The 16,054-nt window shown below is 63.6% G+C and carries 13 protein-coding genes; 7 read left to right on the top strand and 6 right to left on the bottom strand.

Annotation, left to right across the window (positions count from 1 at the left end; translation table 11 throughout):
* The first annotated feature begins 88 nt into the window (after positions 1-88).
* Together ACJO2E_RS16285 and ACJO2E_RS16280 are read left to right on the top strand one after the other, a co-directional pair.
* On the top strand, positions 89-1,606 hold the full coding sequence (locus ACJO2E_RS16285) for a succinylglutamate desuccinylase/aspartoacylase family protein (protein WP_406965223.1): 1,518 nt from the start codon (positions 89-91) through the stop codon (positions 1,604-1,606).
* A 92-nt stretch (positions 1,607-1,698) separates the two neighbouring features.
* The gene (locus ACJO2E_RS16280) at positions 1,699-2,640 is read left to right on the top strand and encodes a DMT family transporter (RefSeq protein WP_406965222.1); all 942 of its coding nucleotides are present in this window, start codon (positions 1,699-1,701) and stop codon (positions 2,638-2,640) included.
* Positions 2,641-2,667: 27 nt separating this feature from the next.
* On the opposite strand, the gene ACJO2E_RS16275 is transcribed toward ACJO2E_RS16280, so the two are convergent.
* From ACJO2E_RS16275 to ACJO2E_RS16265, 3 genes are all read right to left on the bottom strand, one after another.
* Complete coding sequence (locus ACJO2E_RS16275; RefSeq protein ID WP_406965220.1) at positions 2,668-3,762, bottom strand: malate dehydrogenase; 1,095 nt, start codon at positions 3,760-3,762, stop codon at positions 2,668-2,670.
* Positions 3,763-3,891: 129 nt separating this feature from the next.
* Positions 3,892-4,443: a macro domain-containing protein gene (locus ACJO2E_RS16270; protein WP_406965219.1), complete on the bottom strand. Its 552-nt coding sequence runs from the start codon at positions 4,441-4,443 to the stop codon at positions 3,892-3,894.
* Positions 4,444-4,610: 167 nt separating this feature from the next.
* The gene (locus tag ACJO2E_RS16265) at positions 4,611-5,789 is read right to left on the bottom strand and encodes a MalY/PatB family protein (protein ID WP_406965218.1); all 1,179 of its coding nucleotides are present in this window, start codon (positions 5,787-5,789) and stop codon (positions 4,611-4,613) included.
* 157 nt (positions 5,790-5,946) lie between these two features.
* On the opposite strand from ACJO2E_RS16265, the gene ACJO2E_RS16260 reads away from it, so the two are divergent.
* Positions 5,947-6,834, top strand: coding sequence for an AEC family transporter (locus ACJO2E_RS16260; protein ID WP_406965216.1), 888 nt, complete (start codon positions 5,947-5,949; stop codon positions 6,832-6,834).
* A gap of 209 nt (positions 6,835-7,043) precedes the next feature.
* Positions 7,044-9,566: an acyl-CoA dehydrogenase gene (locus ACJO2E_RS16255; RefSeq protein ID WP_406965215.1), complete on the top strand. Its 2,523-nt coding sequence runs from the start codon at positions 7,044-7,046 to the stop codon at positions 9,564-9,566.
* 59 nt (positions 9,567-9,625) lie between these two features.
* Here the strand turns inward: ACJO2E_RS16255 and ACJO2E_RS16250 are convergent, their stop codons facing one another.
* The 3 genes from ACJO2E_RS16250 to ACJO2E_RS16240 all read right to left on the bottom strand — a co-directional run bounded on the left by ACJO2E_RS16250 (position 9,626) and on the right by ACJO2E_RS16240 (position 11,914).
* A complete protein-coding gene (locus tag ACJO2E_RS16250; RefSeq protein WP_406965214.1) occupies positions 9,626-10,300 on the bottom strand; it encodes a histidine phosphatase family protein in 675 nt (224 codons plus the stop codon).
* 79 nt (positions 10,301-10,379) lie between these two features.
* A complete protein-coding gene (locus tag ACJO2E_RS16245; RefSeq protein ID WP_406965212.1) occupies positions 10,380-10,991 on the bottom strand; it encodes an exopolysaccharide biosynthesis protein in 612 nt (203 codons plus the stop codon).
* A complete protein-coding gene (locus ACJO2E_RS16240; RefSeq protein ID WP_406965211.1) occupies positions 10,988-11,914 on the bottom strand; it encodes a LysR substrate-binding domain-containing protein in 927 nt (308 codons plus the stop codon). The genes ACJO2E_RS16245 and ACJO2E_RS16240 overlap by 4 nt, the downstream gene beginning before the upstream one ends.
* A gap of 103 nt (positions 11,915-12,017) precedes the next feature.
* Here ACJO2E_RS16240 and ACJO2E_RS16235 point away from each other — a divergent pair, with 103 nt between their 5' ends.
* From ACJO2E_RS16235 to mep72, 3 genes are all read left to right on the top strand, one after another.
* Entirely contained in the window at positions 12,018-12,959 is a 942-nt protein-coding gene (locus ACJO2E_RS16235; protein WP_406965209.1) for a DMT family transporter, read from the top strand.
* Between the two features lie 254 nt (positions 12,960-13,213).
* Positions 13,214-13,942 (top strand): biofilm-associated metzincin protease inhibitor BamI, encoded by a 729-nt coding sequence (bamI, locus tag ACJO2E_RS16230; protein WP_406965207.1) that lies wholly within the window; start codon positions 13,214-13,216, stop codon positions 13,940-13,942.
* Positions 13,943-14,127: 185 nt separating this feature from the next.
* Positions 14,128-16,023, top strand: coding sequence for a biofilm-associated metzincin protease Mep72 (gene mep72 / locus ACJO2E_RS16225; protein ID WP_406965206.1), 1,896 nt, complete (start codon positions 14,128-14,130; stop codon positions 16,021-16,023).
* Positions 16,024-16,054: the final 31 nt, after the last annotated feature.

Below are 16,054 nucleotides of genomic sequence, written 5' to 3'. Positions count from 1 at the left end.
GCCTTGTGCCCTGACTCAGGAAGCCGGGATCTGGACTATGCTTTGCCCGGGGATAACGATGTACCAGTAGCTGTCCAAGGGAGACGCGATGCGCCATAGCCTGTTGTTGCCGGCACTGCTGGCTGTTGCGGTTTCTGCCGGTAAGACCTGGGCTGAGGATACCACCCCCGCCCGCACCGAATCCCCGGCTCGTTCCGAGACGACCGACATTCCACCGGACCCCGTCGTGGCGGAAGGGGCCGCCACTCGCATGGCGGATGACGGACCGCAGGTGATTGCCGACTCCCCGGCCGGGCCCGCCGGCAATCCGCCGGAGAAAACGCAGGAAGAGACATCCGGAACCCCCGACACCTCGTCCGAGACTGAAACCGCGCAGGCCGGGGAGGACAACCCGTCCATCACCCCCGACGAGCCGCCCACGGTAACGGAAGCCCCCGCGGTGATCGAGCTGCCGGAGGACGAATCCGTGGAGGACATCACCGCCTCGGACACGGATCTCCAGCGAAACGAACCCGACAACGAAGAGGCCAACAGCCCATCCGCGACGGACGATTCTCCGGACATCGCTGCGGAGGAAGCACCGGTCAACGACAGCGGGACAGCGTCCATTGAGGTTATCCCCGAGACCCAGCCCGCCCAGGCCCAACCGTTCCGGCTACTGAGCGGCGAGGTGCTCCCCGGCACCACGGCGCGACTGGGCTGGTCGCCGGGCATCCAGATCGCCGGCCTCTCCAAGCCCACCCCGGTGCTGGTGGTCAACGGCAACAAGCCCGGCCCGGCCCTGTGCATGACCGGGGCCGTCCACGGTGACGAGCTCAACGGCATCGAGATCATCCGGCGGGTGATCTACGACCTGGACCCGGCGGAGCTATCCGGTACTGTGGTGGGCATTCCAATCGTTAATCTGCAGGGCTTCCAGCAGGGCAGCCGCTACCTGGCAGACCGCCGCGACCTGAACCGTTATTTCCCCGGCAGCGAGGATGGCAGCCTGGCCCACCGCATCGCCCACTCCCTGTTCGAGCAGGTGATCCTCAACTGCGACATGCTGGTGGATATCCATACCGGCTCCCTCAAGCGCACCAACCTGCCGCAACTGCGGGCCGACATGGACAACCCCAAAGTCGCCGAACTCACCAAGGGGTTCGATGCCATGGTGGTGGTCCACAGCAGTGGCGGTGCCGGCATGCTCAGGACCGCCGCCACCGAGGCGGGCGTTCCCACCGTGACCATGGAGGTGGGAGAATCCATGCGCATCCAGGAAGACCATATCAGCGCCGGCGTCAACAGCCTGGTCAGCCTGATGGAGAAACAGGGCATGACCGCCCGCCTGTTCCAGTGGGGTGACCCGGAGCCGGTGTACTACCAGTCCCACTGGATCCGCGCCAACCAGGGCGGCATCCTGTTCAGTGATGTGGAACTGGGGGCCTATGTCACCGAGGGCACCATCCTGGGCACGGTATCCGACCCCATCACCAACGAGCAGTCCCATATCCGCGCCGACGCCGACGGCCGGGTGATCGGCATGGCTGTGGACCAGGTGGTGATGGCCGGGTTTGCCGCCTACCACCTCGGCTCGAGGGCAGACACCGAAGAGTCCGCAGAGTAACAGGCCTACAGACGGGTGCTCAGTCGGGACAATTCATAGTAGACTAATGAATTGCCCCGTTGGGCACCGATCACCCTGTCTGGAGCCGCACCGTGGCACGATACGCTGACCGATCCCTGGCGCTGGCCTACATCGGGCTGGTGCTGACACCGCTTTTCTGGGCCGGCAACGCCGTGGTGGCCCGGGGCGTGGTGGACGCCATCCCCCCGGTGTCCCTGGCGTTCTGGCGCTGGGTGATTGCCCTGGCAATCCTGCTTCCTGTTGGCCTGGCCGGAATCCGCCGGGAATGGCCGGTCATCCGGGACCACTGGCCCCGCATCCTGGTACTGGCCCTGTTCAGCGTCGCCTCGTTCAATACCCTGCTGTACGTGGCCGCCACCACCACAACGGCGATCAATATTGCACTGATCAACTCCACCATCCCGATCATGGTGGCCCTGCTGGCGTTCCTGCTCCTGGGCGAACGTACGCGACCGGCACAGGGCGTCGGCATTGCCGTGGCATTGACTGGTGTGCTGATGGTGATCGGTCAGGGCACGCTGGGCCGTCTGATCAGCCTGTCCTTCTCACCGGGAGATCTGGTCATGGTGGCCGCCGTCGCCAGCTGGGGGATCTTCTCCGTGCTGCTGCGGCGCCTGTCGATCCCGTTGTCCAGCCTCACCTTCCTGAGCATCCAGATTGCCCTGGGCACAGTCCTGCTGACACCCGTCTACCTGATTGACCTGTTGCTGGTATCCGGCGGCTTTACCCTGTCAGCCTCGACCATTCCGCCACTGCTCTACGTGGCCATCTTCCCCGGCATCCTCGCCTACGCCTTCTGGAACCACGGCGTCTGGGCCGTGGGGCCGGCCAAGGCCGCCATCTTCATGTACCTGGTGCCGGTGTTCGCGTCGGTGCTAGCCTGGCTGTTCCTGGATGAACGCCTGGGCTGGTACCACCTGGCGGGGGGCGCACTGATACTGGCGGGACTGTTCCTGACCACCCGCAACCCACAGGCACCCGCAAAGGCATCGGCGGCTGACCCTGGGCAGTAACCAGCGGTTACCACCCAGCCTGACCGGCTAACGCACCCGGTCGGTCTGCAGGTACTGCTCCGGCAGGGAGATGCCATCGTCATACAGGGTAATGCCCGAGCGCAGACACACCGACAGGTTCTTGTGGGAGGCCTCTGTCTCCGGTGGCAACAGTTTCGCCACCGTCTGCATTTCCTCCAGCAGTTCCCGCTCGGTTTCCTGCATCCGGCCGCGGGCGAAGTCACTGATCTCCAACCCCTGCACAATCTGGTAACGACCATAGTCACAGCGCACCGGGAAGGAGTAAAAAATCCCCTTCTCGATACCGTAACTGCCGTCGCTGACGATACCCATACTCACCCAGTCATTCTCCGGCGTGCCGTTGATCCAGTCATGCATGTGGTTGAGGATCGCCTGGGCCGCCGAGGCCGCACTGGAATGCCCCCGGGCCTCGATAATCGCCGCGCCCCGCTTCTGGATCTTGCCGATGAACTGCTGCTGGTACCAGTCCTCGTCCACCTGGGGCAGGGCCGGCTCGCCATAGATAGTGGCATGGTTCAGATCCGGGAACTGGGTGGAGGAATGGTTACCCCACACGGTAATGCGCCGGATACCCCGGGGATTGGCCCCGGTATGGTTGGCCAGGATGCCCCGGGTCCGGTTGTGGTCCAGCCGCGTCAGGGCCGTGAACTGGGCCGGGCTCAGGTCCGGCGCATTGCGGCTGGCGATCAGGGCGTTGGTATTGGCGGGGTTGCCCACCACCAGCACCTTCACGTCCCGGTTGGCGTACTCATTGATGGCCCGCCCCTGGCTGGCAAAGACCGGCGCATTGGCGGCAATCAACTCACTGCGTTCCATGCCCGGCCCCCGGGGTTTGGCCCCGATCAGCAGCACATAGTGGGCACCCACCACGCCGTCCTCGACGGAGTCATGCATGCTGATGCTATGGAGTAGCGGAAAGGCACAGTCCTCCAGCTCCATGGCAATACCCCGCAGGGGCTCCATGGCCTGGGGCATCTCGATAAGCTGAAGGATCACCGGCTGGTCACGGCCAACCATCTCACCGGCGGCAATCCGGAACAACAGGGAATGGCTGATACTGCCGGCCGCGCCGGTCACTGCGATACGCACGGGACGCTTCATTCGCATGGCTCCTGTTCAGGGTGGAACCGGCAACCCTATCAGGTTACGAACGGAATATTGAGCCGAAAACGAAGAACGTCCCGTCTTTGTGAACCGAATCCTCCGCCAAGGCGCCCAGCCAACCACCGGTCAGGTGTCCTGCCCCATCACCTCGGAAAGCACCTGCCGATGCAGCTCGGCATCCTCCCCGCTGAACAGCACAAACCGGATCCGCCGAACCGACGACAACTGATCCGCTACCGACACCAGGGTCGAGAACGCCACCCTCGCGGCGGGCTCCATGGGGTAACCGAATGCCCCGGTGGACAGGGCCGGAAACCCGATGGACGACAGCCCATGCTTATCCGCCAGCAGCACCCCGTTGCGATAACAGTTGGCCAACAGAGTGTCCGAAGGCTCATCCACCCCGTACACCGGCCCCAGGCAATGGATAACATGGGCATTGGGCAACCCGAACCCCTCGGTAATCACCGCCTCCCCGGGCCGGATGGGCGCCAGAGGCTCACAGGCCCGGGCCAGCTCCGGCCCCGCCGCCCGATGGATCGCCCCGGCCACACCACCGCCGGTCATCAGTTGCGCATTGGCCGCATTCACCACTGCATCCAGATCCGGCTGTTTGGTGATATCGCCCTGGATACACTCGATCTGGATACCGTTCTTCGTCTTAAATTGGTCAGACATTGCTAGCCCCCTGTTCTAGAGGAATTTGCACCGGAGTCTGGGGCGGGGTGTGCCGGGTATTTTTGGAGCAGCGCCATGGATGGCGCGGTCCAAGGTCGGTCCATGGACGGACCGTGAATTGGAGCGGAAAAAATACCCGGCATGCCCCGCCTGGCACGGGTCTAAAATCACCTGGAACGTAGACCAGCCACCGCCACCTCAATCTGCTCCATCGCCTGCCGAATCACCCCCAAAGGCGACCCCAGATTCAACCGCATAAACCCGCTACCCTGCTCACCAAACGTCATCCCGGGATTCATCCCCACCCCGGCCTGCTCCACCATGAACCGCTTCAGCCCGCCGTCATCCAGCCCCAGGGCCCGGCAATCCAGCCACAACAGATAGGTCCCCTCCGGATCGGTCACACCAATCTCCGGCAACCGCTCCTTTGCAAAGCCAAGCACAAAATCCCGATTGCCGCGAACATAGTCCATCATCGCCGCCAGCCACTCCGCCCCATGGCGGTAGCCGGCCTCAAAAGCCGCGATACTGAACGGATTGCACTGCACCATATGCAGCGAATCAAACACATCATTGAGCTGACCCAGCAGATCCTGCCGCTCCGACACCACCGCCGACAGCCCCATGCCGGGAATATTGAACGTCTTGCTCGGTGCCACCGTGGTCAGCAACGGATCATCCGGCTCCGCCAGCCGCGCCAGCATGTGATGACCCGGTCGGTCGGCATAGACCAGGTCGGCATGAATCTCATCGGAAATCACTACCACCCCATGGGCCCGGGCAATCTCCAGCACCGCCTCCAGCTCCGCCTTCGACCACACCCGACCCACCGGATTGTGGGGCGAGCACAGGAACAGCACCTTCACCGACGGGTCCGCTGCACAGACCGCCAGGTGCTCCAGATCCATCTCATAACGGCCATCGCGAACCACCAGCGGATTCTCCACCACACAACGGCCCGCCTTGCGGACACTGCTGAAGAAAGGCGGGTACACCGGCGGCTGGATAATCACCCCCTCGCCCTCACCGGCAAACGCCATGGCCGCCGCATGGAGGGTCGGCACCACCCCCGGTGCCATACGGATCCAGTCCCGCTGGATGGTCCACTGGTGATGCTCCCGGAACCAGTCAATCATCGACTGGTAGAGGCTGTCCGGGAACAGCGTGTAACCATAGGCCGGATGCCGGGCCCGCTTCACCAGGGCCTCGGTCACCGGCTCCGGGGCAGCAAAGTCTGTGTCTGCCACCCAGAGGGGAATCACGTCTTCCCGGCCAAACACCGCCTTGCGGGCATCGAACTTCACCGAACAGGTCTGTTCCCGGGAAAACGACTGGTCGAAATTCATGGGCGAGGGTGTCTCCTGACAGGTGACTGGATGATGTTTGAGTCCGAGCTTAACACGGTGTCCGGGCTACCGATGAAAGTCCAAGTGACGAGGATTGGCGGAATCCACTACACTTGCGGACCTACCTTTTATCCCGTTGACCCGTTCCGGAGCTCGCATGCTGGGCCAGATCCTCTCCACCCTGTTGCCGGTCTTCCTGATCGCCGGTTGTGGCGCCCTCTACGGTCGCTACCGCTCCACCGACATCCAGAGCATGAATACCGTGAACATGGAGCTGTTCGTGCCCATGCTGGTGTTCGCAGTACTGGCGGATCAGCAGGCGCCCCTGGGGGACTACGCCTGGCTGGCAACCGCGGCGGTGGTCATCGTGCTCGGCTCCGGCCTGATACTGTGGCCGGTGGCAAAGGCCCTCCATCTCAACCTGAAGACCTTCCTGCCGCCCATGATGTTCAACAACTCCGGCAACATGGGCATCCCGCTGATCGTACTGGCCTTCGGCGACGCCGCGCTGCCCGCCGCCGTAGTACTGTTCATCGTGGAAATGCTGCTGCACTTCTCCGTGGGCCTCTACATGCTCGACCCGCACACCTCACTGCTGAAACGCCTGCGGGTGCCGGTGGTGCTGGCCACCATTGCCGGCCTGGCGGTGAACATCGGCGGTGTGGCGCTGCCGGGCTGGCTGATGGAAGCGCTGGACATGCTTGGCGGCATCTGTATTCCGCTGATGCTGTTTACCCTGGGCATCCGCATGCTCGATGTGGACTTCAGCGACTGGCGGCTGGGCCTGATCGGCGCCATCGCCTGCCCCGCCAGCGGCCTGATACTGGCCTGGCCGATGATTGTCCTGCTGGACCTTCCCGGCTTGCAGGCCGCCAGCCTGTGGGTGTTCGCCGCTCTGCCACCGGCCGTCCTCAACTATATGGTGGCTGAACAGTACCGGCAGGAACCCCACAAAGTGGCCTCACTGGTGCTGATCAGCAACCTGGGCAGCCTGGTGGTGATGCCGGTGGTCCTGGGCCTGGTGTTCAGCGCCGGCTACCTGTAACCGGACCGACGGGGCATACCGGTCGGCCAATGCCCCGCCACAACCACCCAACCCGCTTGCAACCTGCCGGTGTATGTCCGATGGTAAAGGTAGTTTCCCGTTCACAGGGACCCCGGACGGACCCGGACTGCACTTCACCGGGTCTGGCGCCGTACACACGTGGGCCCTGACATTTCCTGATCCAAGTTGCCTGATACGGAGGTCTGTCCATGAGTGTTCTGTTGCTGATCATCAGTGCCCTGGTGCTGATCTATCTGGGCCTGGGTGGCACGGTTGCCACCGTGGTACTGGTTGCCGCCACCCTGGCCGGCATGTCCCAGGACCACTGGCATATCCTCAGCATCCTGTTCGGGGGCGGGCTACTGGCCCTTGCCCTGGTGATTCTCCATGCCCGGGACCTGCGCCGGGACAAGCTGAGCAAACCGCTGCTGGGCTGGGTACGGGGCCAGTTGCCCACGCTGTCCGACACCGAGCAGGAAGCCCTCAAGTCCGGCTCGGTGGACTGGGACGGCGAACTCTTCTCCGGCCAGCCGCAATGGTCGAAACTGCTGGATGCCCGCCCCGCCCACCTGTCCAGCGAGGAACAGGCGTTCCTGGATGGCCCGGTGGAAAAACTCTGCGCCATGCTCGACGACTGGAAGATCACCCACGAGGACTACGACCTGCCCAACAAGGTGTGGAAGTTCATCCGCGAGAACGGGTTCTTCGGCCTGATGATCCCGAAGGAGCAAGGCGGCAAGGGCTTTTCCCACACGGCCCACTCCGAGATCGTGATGAAGATCTCCACCCGCAGTGTGTCTGCCGCCGTGACCGTCATGGTGCCCAACTCCCTGGGCCCGGGCGAGCTGCTGATGGAATACGGCACCGACGAGCAAAAGCAGTACTATCTGCCACGGCTCGCCGGTGGTGAGGAAATCCCCTGCTTTGCCCTGACCTCTCCGGTGGCCGGGTCCGATGCCGGCGCCATCCCGGACAAGGGCATCGTCTGCAAGGGCCAGTGGAACGGCAAGGAAGTGCTGGGCCTCAAAGTCACCTGGAACAAGCGCTACATCACCCTGGCGCCGGTGGCCACCCTGATCGGCCTGGCCATCAAGGTCTATGATCCGGACAAACTGCTCGGTGACGGTGACAATGAGGGCGTCACCTGTGTGATGGTGCCCCGGGAAACGGAGGGCGTCCACGCCGGCGCCCGCCACCTGCCCATGAACACCGTGTTCATGAACGGCCCCACCTGGGGCAACGATGTCTTCATCCCCATGGAACAGGTGATCGGCGGTCAGGAAATGCTGGGCAAGGGTTGGACCATGCTGCTGGAATGCCTGTCCATCGGCCGCTCCATCTCCCTGCCGGCCCTGGGCACCGGCGCCGGCAAGCTGGCCGCCCTCGCCACCGGCTCCTACTCCCTGGTACGGGAGCAGTTCGGTCGCTCCATCAGCCAGTTCGAGGGGGTCCAGGAAGCCCTGGAACCCATCGCCGGCTACACCTACATGATGGATGCCTCCCGCCTGCTGACAGCCGGCATGCTGGACCGTGGCGTAAGACCTGCTGTGCCGTCCGCCGTGCTCAAGTACCGCAATACCGACCTGATGCGGGAAGTGATCAACCACGCCATGGATGTGGTCGCCGGTCGCGGTGTCATCACCGGCCCCCGAAACTTCCTGGCCCGGGCCTACCAGGCGGTGCCCATCGGCATCACGGTGGAAGGGGCCAATATCCTCACCCGCAGCCTGATGGTGTTCGGCCAGGGCGCCATCCGCTGCCATCCATTCATCGTGGACGAGATCGAGGCCGCGGGCATTGAGGACGAGCGCCAGGCGGTGCGGAAGTTCGACGATATCTTCTACCGTCATATTGCCCATACCACCCGCAATGCCCTGCGGGCGCTGGTGCTGGGACTGACCTGGGGCCTGGCGGAACCGGTGCCACGGGAAGGGAATATCGGCAAGTACTACCGCCAGCTCGCCCGTTTCTCATCGGCCTTCGCGCTGATGACCGATGTCACCCTGCTGACCATCGGCGGTGGCCTCAAGGCCCGCCAGCGCCTGTCCGGTCGAATGGCGGACTGCCTGGTGCACCTGTACTACGCCAGCGCGGTGATCAAGCAATGGCACGAGGAAGGCTACCCGGATGACCAGCGTCCCCTGGTGGAATGGGCCCTGCAGACCTCCCTGCGGGACCTGCAGTCCTCCATGCGCGAAGCGGTGATCAAATTCCCGGTGCCGGCCCTGCGCTGGCCCCTGCGCCTGCTGATCTTCCCGCTGGGGGCCACTGGCCTCAACGGACCGGATGACCGCCTGGGCGCGGAAGTCGCCGCCACCATCGTCAAGGACACCCCGGTACGCCAGCGCATCAGCCGTGGCTGCTATGTGAACGACAAGCCGGACGATCCCCTGGGGCGGGTCATCAACGCCTACCGGCTGGCCAACGAGACCCGGGAGCTACGCGCCCGCCTACACGAGGCCCTGCACAACCGGGATCCGGACGAACTGGGCGGTATCGACATGCTGCTGGGACACCAGCGCAAGGAACTGGTGGACTGGGCCCTGGAACAGGGCGTTATCCAGGAAGAGGAGTCCGACAAACTGCTGGAGGCACTGACTGCCCAGTACGATGTTATCCGGGTGGACGCTTTTGACCCCGAAGGGCTGAAGGCGCTGTCCCGCTGCGCCAAGGGCAAGCGCAAGGTGGTGGAGCGCCCGCCCCGGGATGAGCAGCCGGACGATCAGGCGTAGCAGAATGGGGAGAGGGGCAAAAGCCGGGCAGAATTGTTCCGCCCCTCTCGCCTGCGCCTCTACACGTGCGTCAGCGCATGCCGGCGCCCCGGCCGATCAAGGTGCGGGGCATTATTGAAATTGAGCACCCGGCGGGCACTGCGCCCCACGATGACCTCGCAGAACGCGGTATTGCGGAACTGGAAGTTGAAGTGGATGGCACCCCGCTGCGGGCCCTCGATCAGTTTGGTGAGGGCGCTGCCGATGACACCTCCTGAGGTCACCACCAGCACCGCGTCATCACGCCCCGCGCCGTCACAGGCGTGGTCGATGGCCTCATCGATGCGGTTGCCGAAGTCACCCCAGGTTTCCGTGACATCGGTCAGACGGTCGTCAATCCAGGCTTCATAGGCAGCGCGGAAGGTGCGCCAGTAATCCTTGAAATCCCTCTTCTGGTGCAGGTGCTGGTCGCCGTGGCCGGTGAAGGCCCGGTACATCATCTCGCCGTCGTACTCGTTCAGGCCGGGGTGGGTGGACACCTCCGCACCCGCCCGGGCCATGCCCTCAAGCACGCCCTTGGCAGTGTCCTGCTGACGTTGCAGGTTGCCGGCCACCACCCGGTGGAAATCCAGCTCCCGCTCGGCGAAATACTCGCCCAGCCAGCGGGCCTGCTGCCAGCCCAGTTCGGAAAGTTGGTCGTAGTTGGCCTGGCCAAAAGACGCCTGGCCATGTCGGACAATAAACAGTTTTGCCATGGGGGATCCTGTTACTTGTTATCAACTGCAAAGCGCACATCCTGCCCCAGCGGCGACGGATTGACCAGCCCTGAGCAACCTACAGTAATTGTGAGGCAATAAATGCGAAGGTGCCGCCGGTCAGCAACAGGGCCAGGATGGCCACCACGCCATCCCGGGCGATCATCGCCAGACCGAACGTCGTCAGTGCCAGCCCACCGCCATTGGCGCTGAAGGGCACGAACTCCATCAACGGCAACGCCAGGGCCACCAGCAGGCAACTGATGGCCAGCAACAGGTCACCGCCGCCATCCATCAGCATGGTCAGGCGGGGGCCGGTGAAGCGGTCCAGGAACCGGGCCGGCCTGTGCATCCAGCACAGTCCGGTACGCAGTTTCTCCCGGGGCACCTTACGGTCGCCCAGCCACCGGGGCAGCCACAGCTGGCGCTGGTGGAACAGCCGCTGCCCCACGGTCAGCAGCACCAGCAGGCCCATCAGGGTGGGCACCCCCGGGATATCACCAATCAGCGGCGCCAGTACCACCAGGCCGGCCACCACAACTACCGGGCCAAAGGTACGCGTACCGGCGGCAGCCAGGATCTCATCGACGGAGACATCCTGGCCGTCACCGTTCGCCGCCCGAATCCGTGCCAGGAGGGCCACCAGGTCATCGTTCTTCCCTGGTTCGTCAGAGTCCGGATGATCGTTCATGGGGTCTCCCCGCTGTTGGCCGACAGCAATCCGCTGTCCTCCGCCCGGGCCAGCAACCACCGCCTCAGGGCGCGCAGGCCGGGTTCATGACGTCGGCTGACCTTGCTGGCGAAGTAGAAGTTATCGCCGGTGACCACACTGTGCAGGGGCAGTCTCACGAAGTCCCCGGCGTCGTCACGGTTGCTGAGCATGTAGTCATTCGTCAGGGCAATGCCCTGATGATAGCGGGCCGCCTCCAGGGCCAGCAGCATATGGCTGAAATGTTGCACCTGTGTTGAGGGCGGCACCACGCTGTCCACCTCGGCGAACCAGGCTTCCCAGTCGCCACAGGTGCGGTTGTAGATGCTGAAGGTGGACAGCAGGGGATGACCGGCCAGTGTCTCCGGCGTCAACTGGTCCGTGCCCATGTCCTGCCAGTACTGGCGACTGCAGACCGGGAACAGTCGCTCCCGGTAAAGCAGGTCGTAGCTGAACGCCGGGGAATCCGTGTTGATGGTGATGAAACTGTCCGCCACCCGCCCCGACAGCACCGGGTGCTCGCCGGTCATTTCCAGCACCAGTTGGACCTCCGGGTGTTGCCGGTGCAGGTCCGGCAGGCGAGGCACCAGCCAGCGCACCGCGAAGGAACTGAACACCGCCAGCCGCAGGCTGCTGTCCTGCCGGCCCAGCAACTGCCCGGTGGCCTTGTCGATCTGGAACAGGGCGGACGATATGCCCTCCAGGTAGTCCTGCCCTTCCCGGGTGAGGGCCAGGCTGCGCCCCTGTCTCTGGAACAGGGGTTCTCCCAGGAAGGTCTCCAACTGCTTGATCTGGTGGCTGACGGCACTCTGGCTGACATTCAGTTCGTCCGCCGCCCGGGAGAAGCTGTTGAGGCGAGCCACCGCTTCGAAGACCGGCAAGGATTTCAGGGGAGGCAGCTTCATTATCGAAATATCTCATGTTGCGCCAATAAATATCATTTTATCGGATATTTGCGAGTTCCTATACTTCCGGGTCTTCAGGCACACAACCGTAGGGGCGGGCACCATGTCAGGCAAGACAGTCAACAGCGCTATCCTCCTGCTGGTCATCGGCAACGCCATGGCCATCGGCTCGGATGTCTTTATCAAGCTGATGGACACCAACGCCCCGGTGTTCCAGTTTGCCTTTGTCCGCAACCTGATCACCGTAGCATTGCTGATGCCGTTACTGAAAAAGGCGGAATACCAGCGGTTGTTTGAAGGGGCGGGCGTGCATGCCATCCGTTCCCACATACTGCTGGTCGGCCTGCTGTGCATGGTGGTGGCGCTGACCACCCTGCCCCTGGCCACTGCCAACGCCGTGTTCTACGTCGCCCCGGTGATCGTGATGGTGTTGTCGGTCCTGGTCTTTGGGGAACGGCTCTCGCCTCTGAGCATTCTGGCGGTGGTCAGCGGCTTTGCGGGAGTGCTGGTGATCCTGCGGCCAGTGTCGCTGGAGCTGTCCTCCCTTTCCGCCCTGGGTACCGCCTTCTGCCTGGCGGTGGCGGCATTGACCGTACGCAAGCTGCCCCGCCGGCAGTCCACCGCCCACAAGCTGTTCCTGAACTCGCTGCTGGTATTGCCGGCGAGCCTGGCCCTGGCCCTCTGGGAAGGCGCCCCCTGGCGCTGGGAGATCGTCGCCAGTGCGGTAGGGTCGGCGGTATTTATCCTGGGCTACAACGGTAGTGTGCTGCGGGCCTATAACCATGTGGACGCCAACCAGGTAACCAGCGCCGAATACACCGGGCTGATCTGGGCCATTGCCATCGGCTGGCTGATGTTTGGTGAAGTGCCGGACCTGTGGTTCGTCACCGGCAGCCTGATGATCATCCTGCCGCTGGCGCTGATCGGCCTGAACCAGCGCCGCAAGTACCGCCTGATGCACCGGGCCCCGATGGCCGCGGCGCCGGAGGATCAGGCCGTTCACCAGGTTAGTGGTAAGCGTCCTGCATCTCCTTCCAGTCCCTGACCACCAGGGTATCGCTGGTCAGGCGGAAGCGGTCGTCCGGCCCATGGATAGCGGGCCGGTAGCCGGCTCCGGATGTTTGCAGTCCAAAAAACCACCACCCGATTGCAACTGACTGATTTTGCTACAGATCAAGTTTTTGAACCGGTTCCCACTTTCGGACATTAAACGGTTTTTCACTTAGGATTGCCTGGCCTTTACCGGCAAGATGTGGCGACAACAAGCAGCGGAACAGACCCATTCGCAGGAGGCGTCCCATGTCCAAGGCCCTGGCCTTTGTAACAGGTATCGCAGTCATCATCGTTGTGCTGTGGCTCCTGTTCACGCCCGACACCGCCCCGCAAACCGACACCTCACCATTTACCGGGGCGCAATCCGGAACCGTCGGCAGCGATACCGCGCCTGCCACCAATGCCTCCGGTCAACAGCGGGCCCCCGGGATACAAGACAGCAACATGCTGGAACCCGTGTCTCACTGGCCTGACCCGGAAGCCACTTCAGCCCTGCCGGCGCGTCCCAACAACCCTGCCCGCAATGCCCGCCCGGTGGTCTCCCTGTGGCAGGCAGGCAACAATTCCGACAAGACTGAGGTGGACGGTTTTCCCGCCACCCGCCTGCAGGCCAACCCCGAGGCCCTGGCCAGCCTGCATGTGGGCCAGCAGGTGACTCTGCCGGTGCCGGAACTGAACCGCACCGTCACCGCCCGCCTCACTACCACCCATAACCAGTTGAACAGCATCGAGGTTTTCCGTGGGCCGGTGACCGACGGCCATGACAAGGACAATGTCGTCGTGACCCGGGGTGAAACCTCCACCTACGTGGTCCTCAGCACACGGGATGGCGTCTATTCCGCTGTCATCGACAACCATAGCGGTGATGCCGTACTGACCAGCGAAACCGACATACAGGACAACCTGGCGGGGCATGAAGACGCCATTCCGGTACCAGGCGTCGACCAGACCCCACCGGGCTCACCGTCCGGCTAGGTGCCCCAGGCCCGGACCGCTTCCGCTCCCATCGGAGCTGTCGTGGATCCGTCCGCGACTTTCATGCAGTAAGGCAGCCTTTTACCCGCACTGCCGGCAGTACCCAGACGGGACGCTAAATAGAAGAACCGGCGAACAGGAGTACCCGCCGTACAAAAATTCACCCTAAATCAGGGACTGACGCTATGAAACCATCCATCCACTGGCTCGCCGGGCTGTCCCTTGCCATGGGCAGCACCGTCAGCCACGCAAACCAGGTCGATGTCCTGGTCTACTATACCGACGAAGCCGCCAGCACCAGCTCGGGCGAAGACATTAACGCCCGCATCGTCTCCTACGTGGAGCACGCCAACCAGGCCTACCGCAACAGCGATATCGATCTCCAGCTTCGCCTTGTAGGTACCGAACGTATCCAGGGCAGCTACGGCAGCGTTGATGGCAATGTTCTCGGGCGCTTCCGGTCAGACAGCACCGTTGCCACCCAGCGCCGGGAATACGGCGCCGACCTGGTCGCACTGATCAGCACCCCCCAAAGCACCGCCGGTGGCTACGTCTGCGGTGTCGGCTACCAGCCCGGCGGCAGCGAAGGCAGCGGGCGTTTCTATTCCAACGCCTCCGCCTACGGCTACAGCATGACCGGGGTAAACTGCGGCTATAACACCTTTGTCCATGAGCTGGGCCACAACATGTCCCTGGGCCACTCCCACGCCCAGAACTCCTTTGGCTCCGTCTTCCCCTGGGGCCGGGGGCATGGGGTATCCGGCCTGTTCAGCACTATCATGGCCTACCCGCAGTCCTACGGTACCCGCAATCACCTGGCGCAGTTCGCCAGCCCGGACCAGAACCGCTGCGAGGGCCAGCCCTGTGGCGTTGACAGCAATCGTAACGACGGGGCCGACGCGGTGGCCGCCGTTAACAGCCTGGCGGCCCAGGTGGCGGATTTCATGCCCACCGCCGTCATCGACGATGGCGACCCTGACGAGGAAGACCCGGACAACGGCGGTGGCCCCGATGATGGTGACAACCCGGACGATGGAGGTGATTCCGGCGACGGTGGTGATAACGGTGGAGACGATGGTGGCGGTGACGACGGCGGTATCGACCCGGACCTGCCCCTGTGCGACAAGCCCGAGCTGGCCGAGAATAACCTGATCAGTGGCCCGGACTTCAACAACCTGTCGCCCTGGAACAGCTTCAATAACGCCGCCACACTGACCACCGCAAGCATCGAAGCCAGCTGTGGCCGCGACAACCTGCTGCTGGCAACCGACCGCACCGAGTACTACGGCGGTCCGGTACAGGCCATCGCGGGCGGCCTGGAAGCTGGCGCCGAGTACCGCATTACCGCCAAACTGGCCCTGGCGGGTACCGACGGTCGTGATGCCGTTCGCGCCAGCATCGAGCTGACCGACGGCGAGGGCACCCGTTACCAGAACCTGCCGGAACTCTCCGTTACCGCCAACGAGCTGAGCCAGTATGATGAGACCTTCACCGTCGCCGGCGACGGCGATATCAGTCAGGCCCGTCTGATCCTGTCCGGCCCCGACGAAGGCACCGACTTCGTGGCCGATGAAGTCCGTCTGGTAAAAGTGTCCGACGCCCCTGACGACGGCGACTCCGGCAATGGCGGCCCCACCATCGTCCTGGAAGAGGGCTTTGAGGACGGCGGCACCGGCTGGTCCGGCTTCATGGGCAGTTGGGTCTTCCGTACCCGGACCGCCAGTGAAGGCAATTTCGGCCTGGCGTCCCTGTTCCGGATGTCCACTTACTCCGGTCCGGCCATGGAAGCCACCGGGCTGATTGAAGCGGGTAAGACCTATTCAGCCTCCATGGACATCATGCTGAGCAACCGCAGCATGGCCACCGACAAAGCCCAGCTCTGGGCCTGGTACGTGGACGACCAGGGCGCGCACTGGCAGCGGTTTGGTGAGGCCGACATGGCCACCAACAGCTGGTCTTCCCTGCAAGGCCAGTTCAGCATCCAGCCTTCCGGCAGTATCAGCCAGATAAGGTTGCACATCATGGGTGCGGACACCTCCAGCCACATCGTTATCGACAACGTTAAACTCGGTCAGCAGTAAGCCCAGGTCATACTCAGTGACCCCTTGAGCA

This window comes from Marinobacter shunpengi (genome assembly GCF_045449695.1).
GTDB lineage: Bacteria > Pseudomonadota > Gammaproteobacteria > Pseudomonadales > Oleiphilaceae > Marinobacter.
Note: the sequence above shows the minus strand (reverse complement) of the source record. Positions and strands in the feature narration are given on the sequence as shown.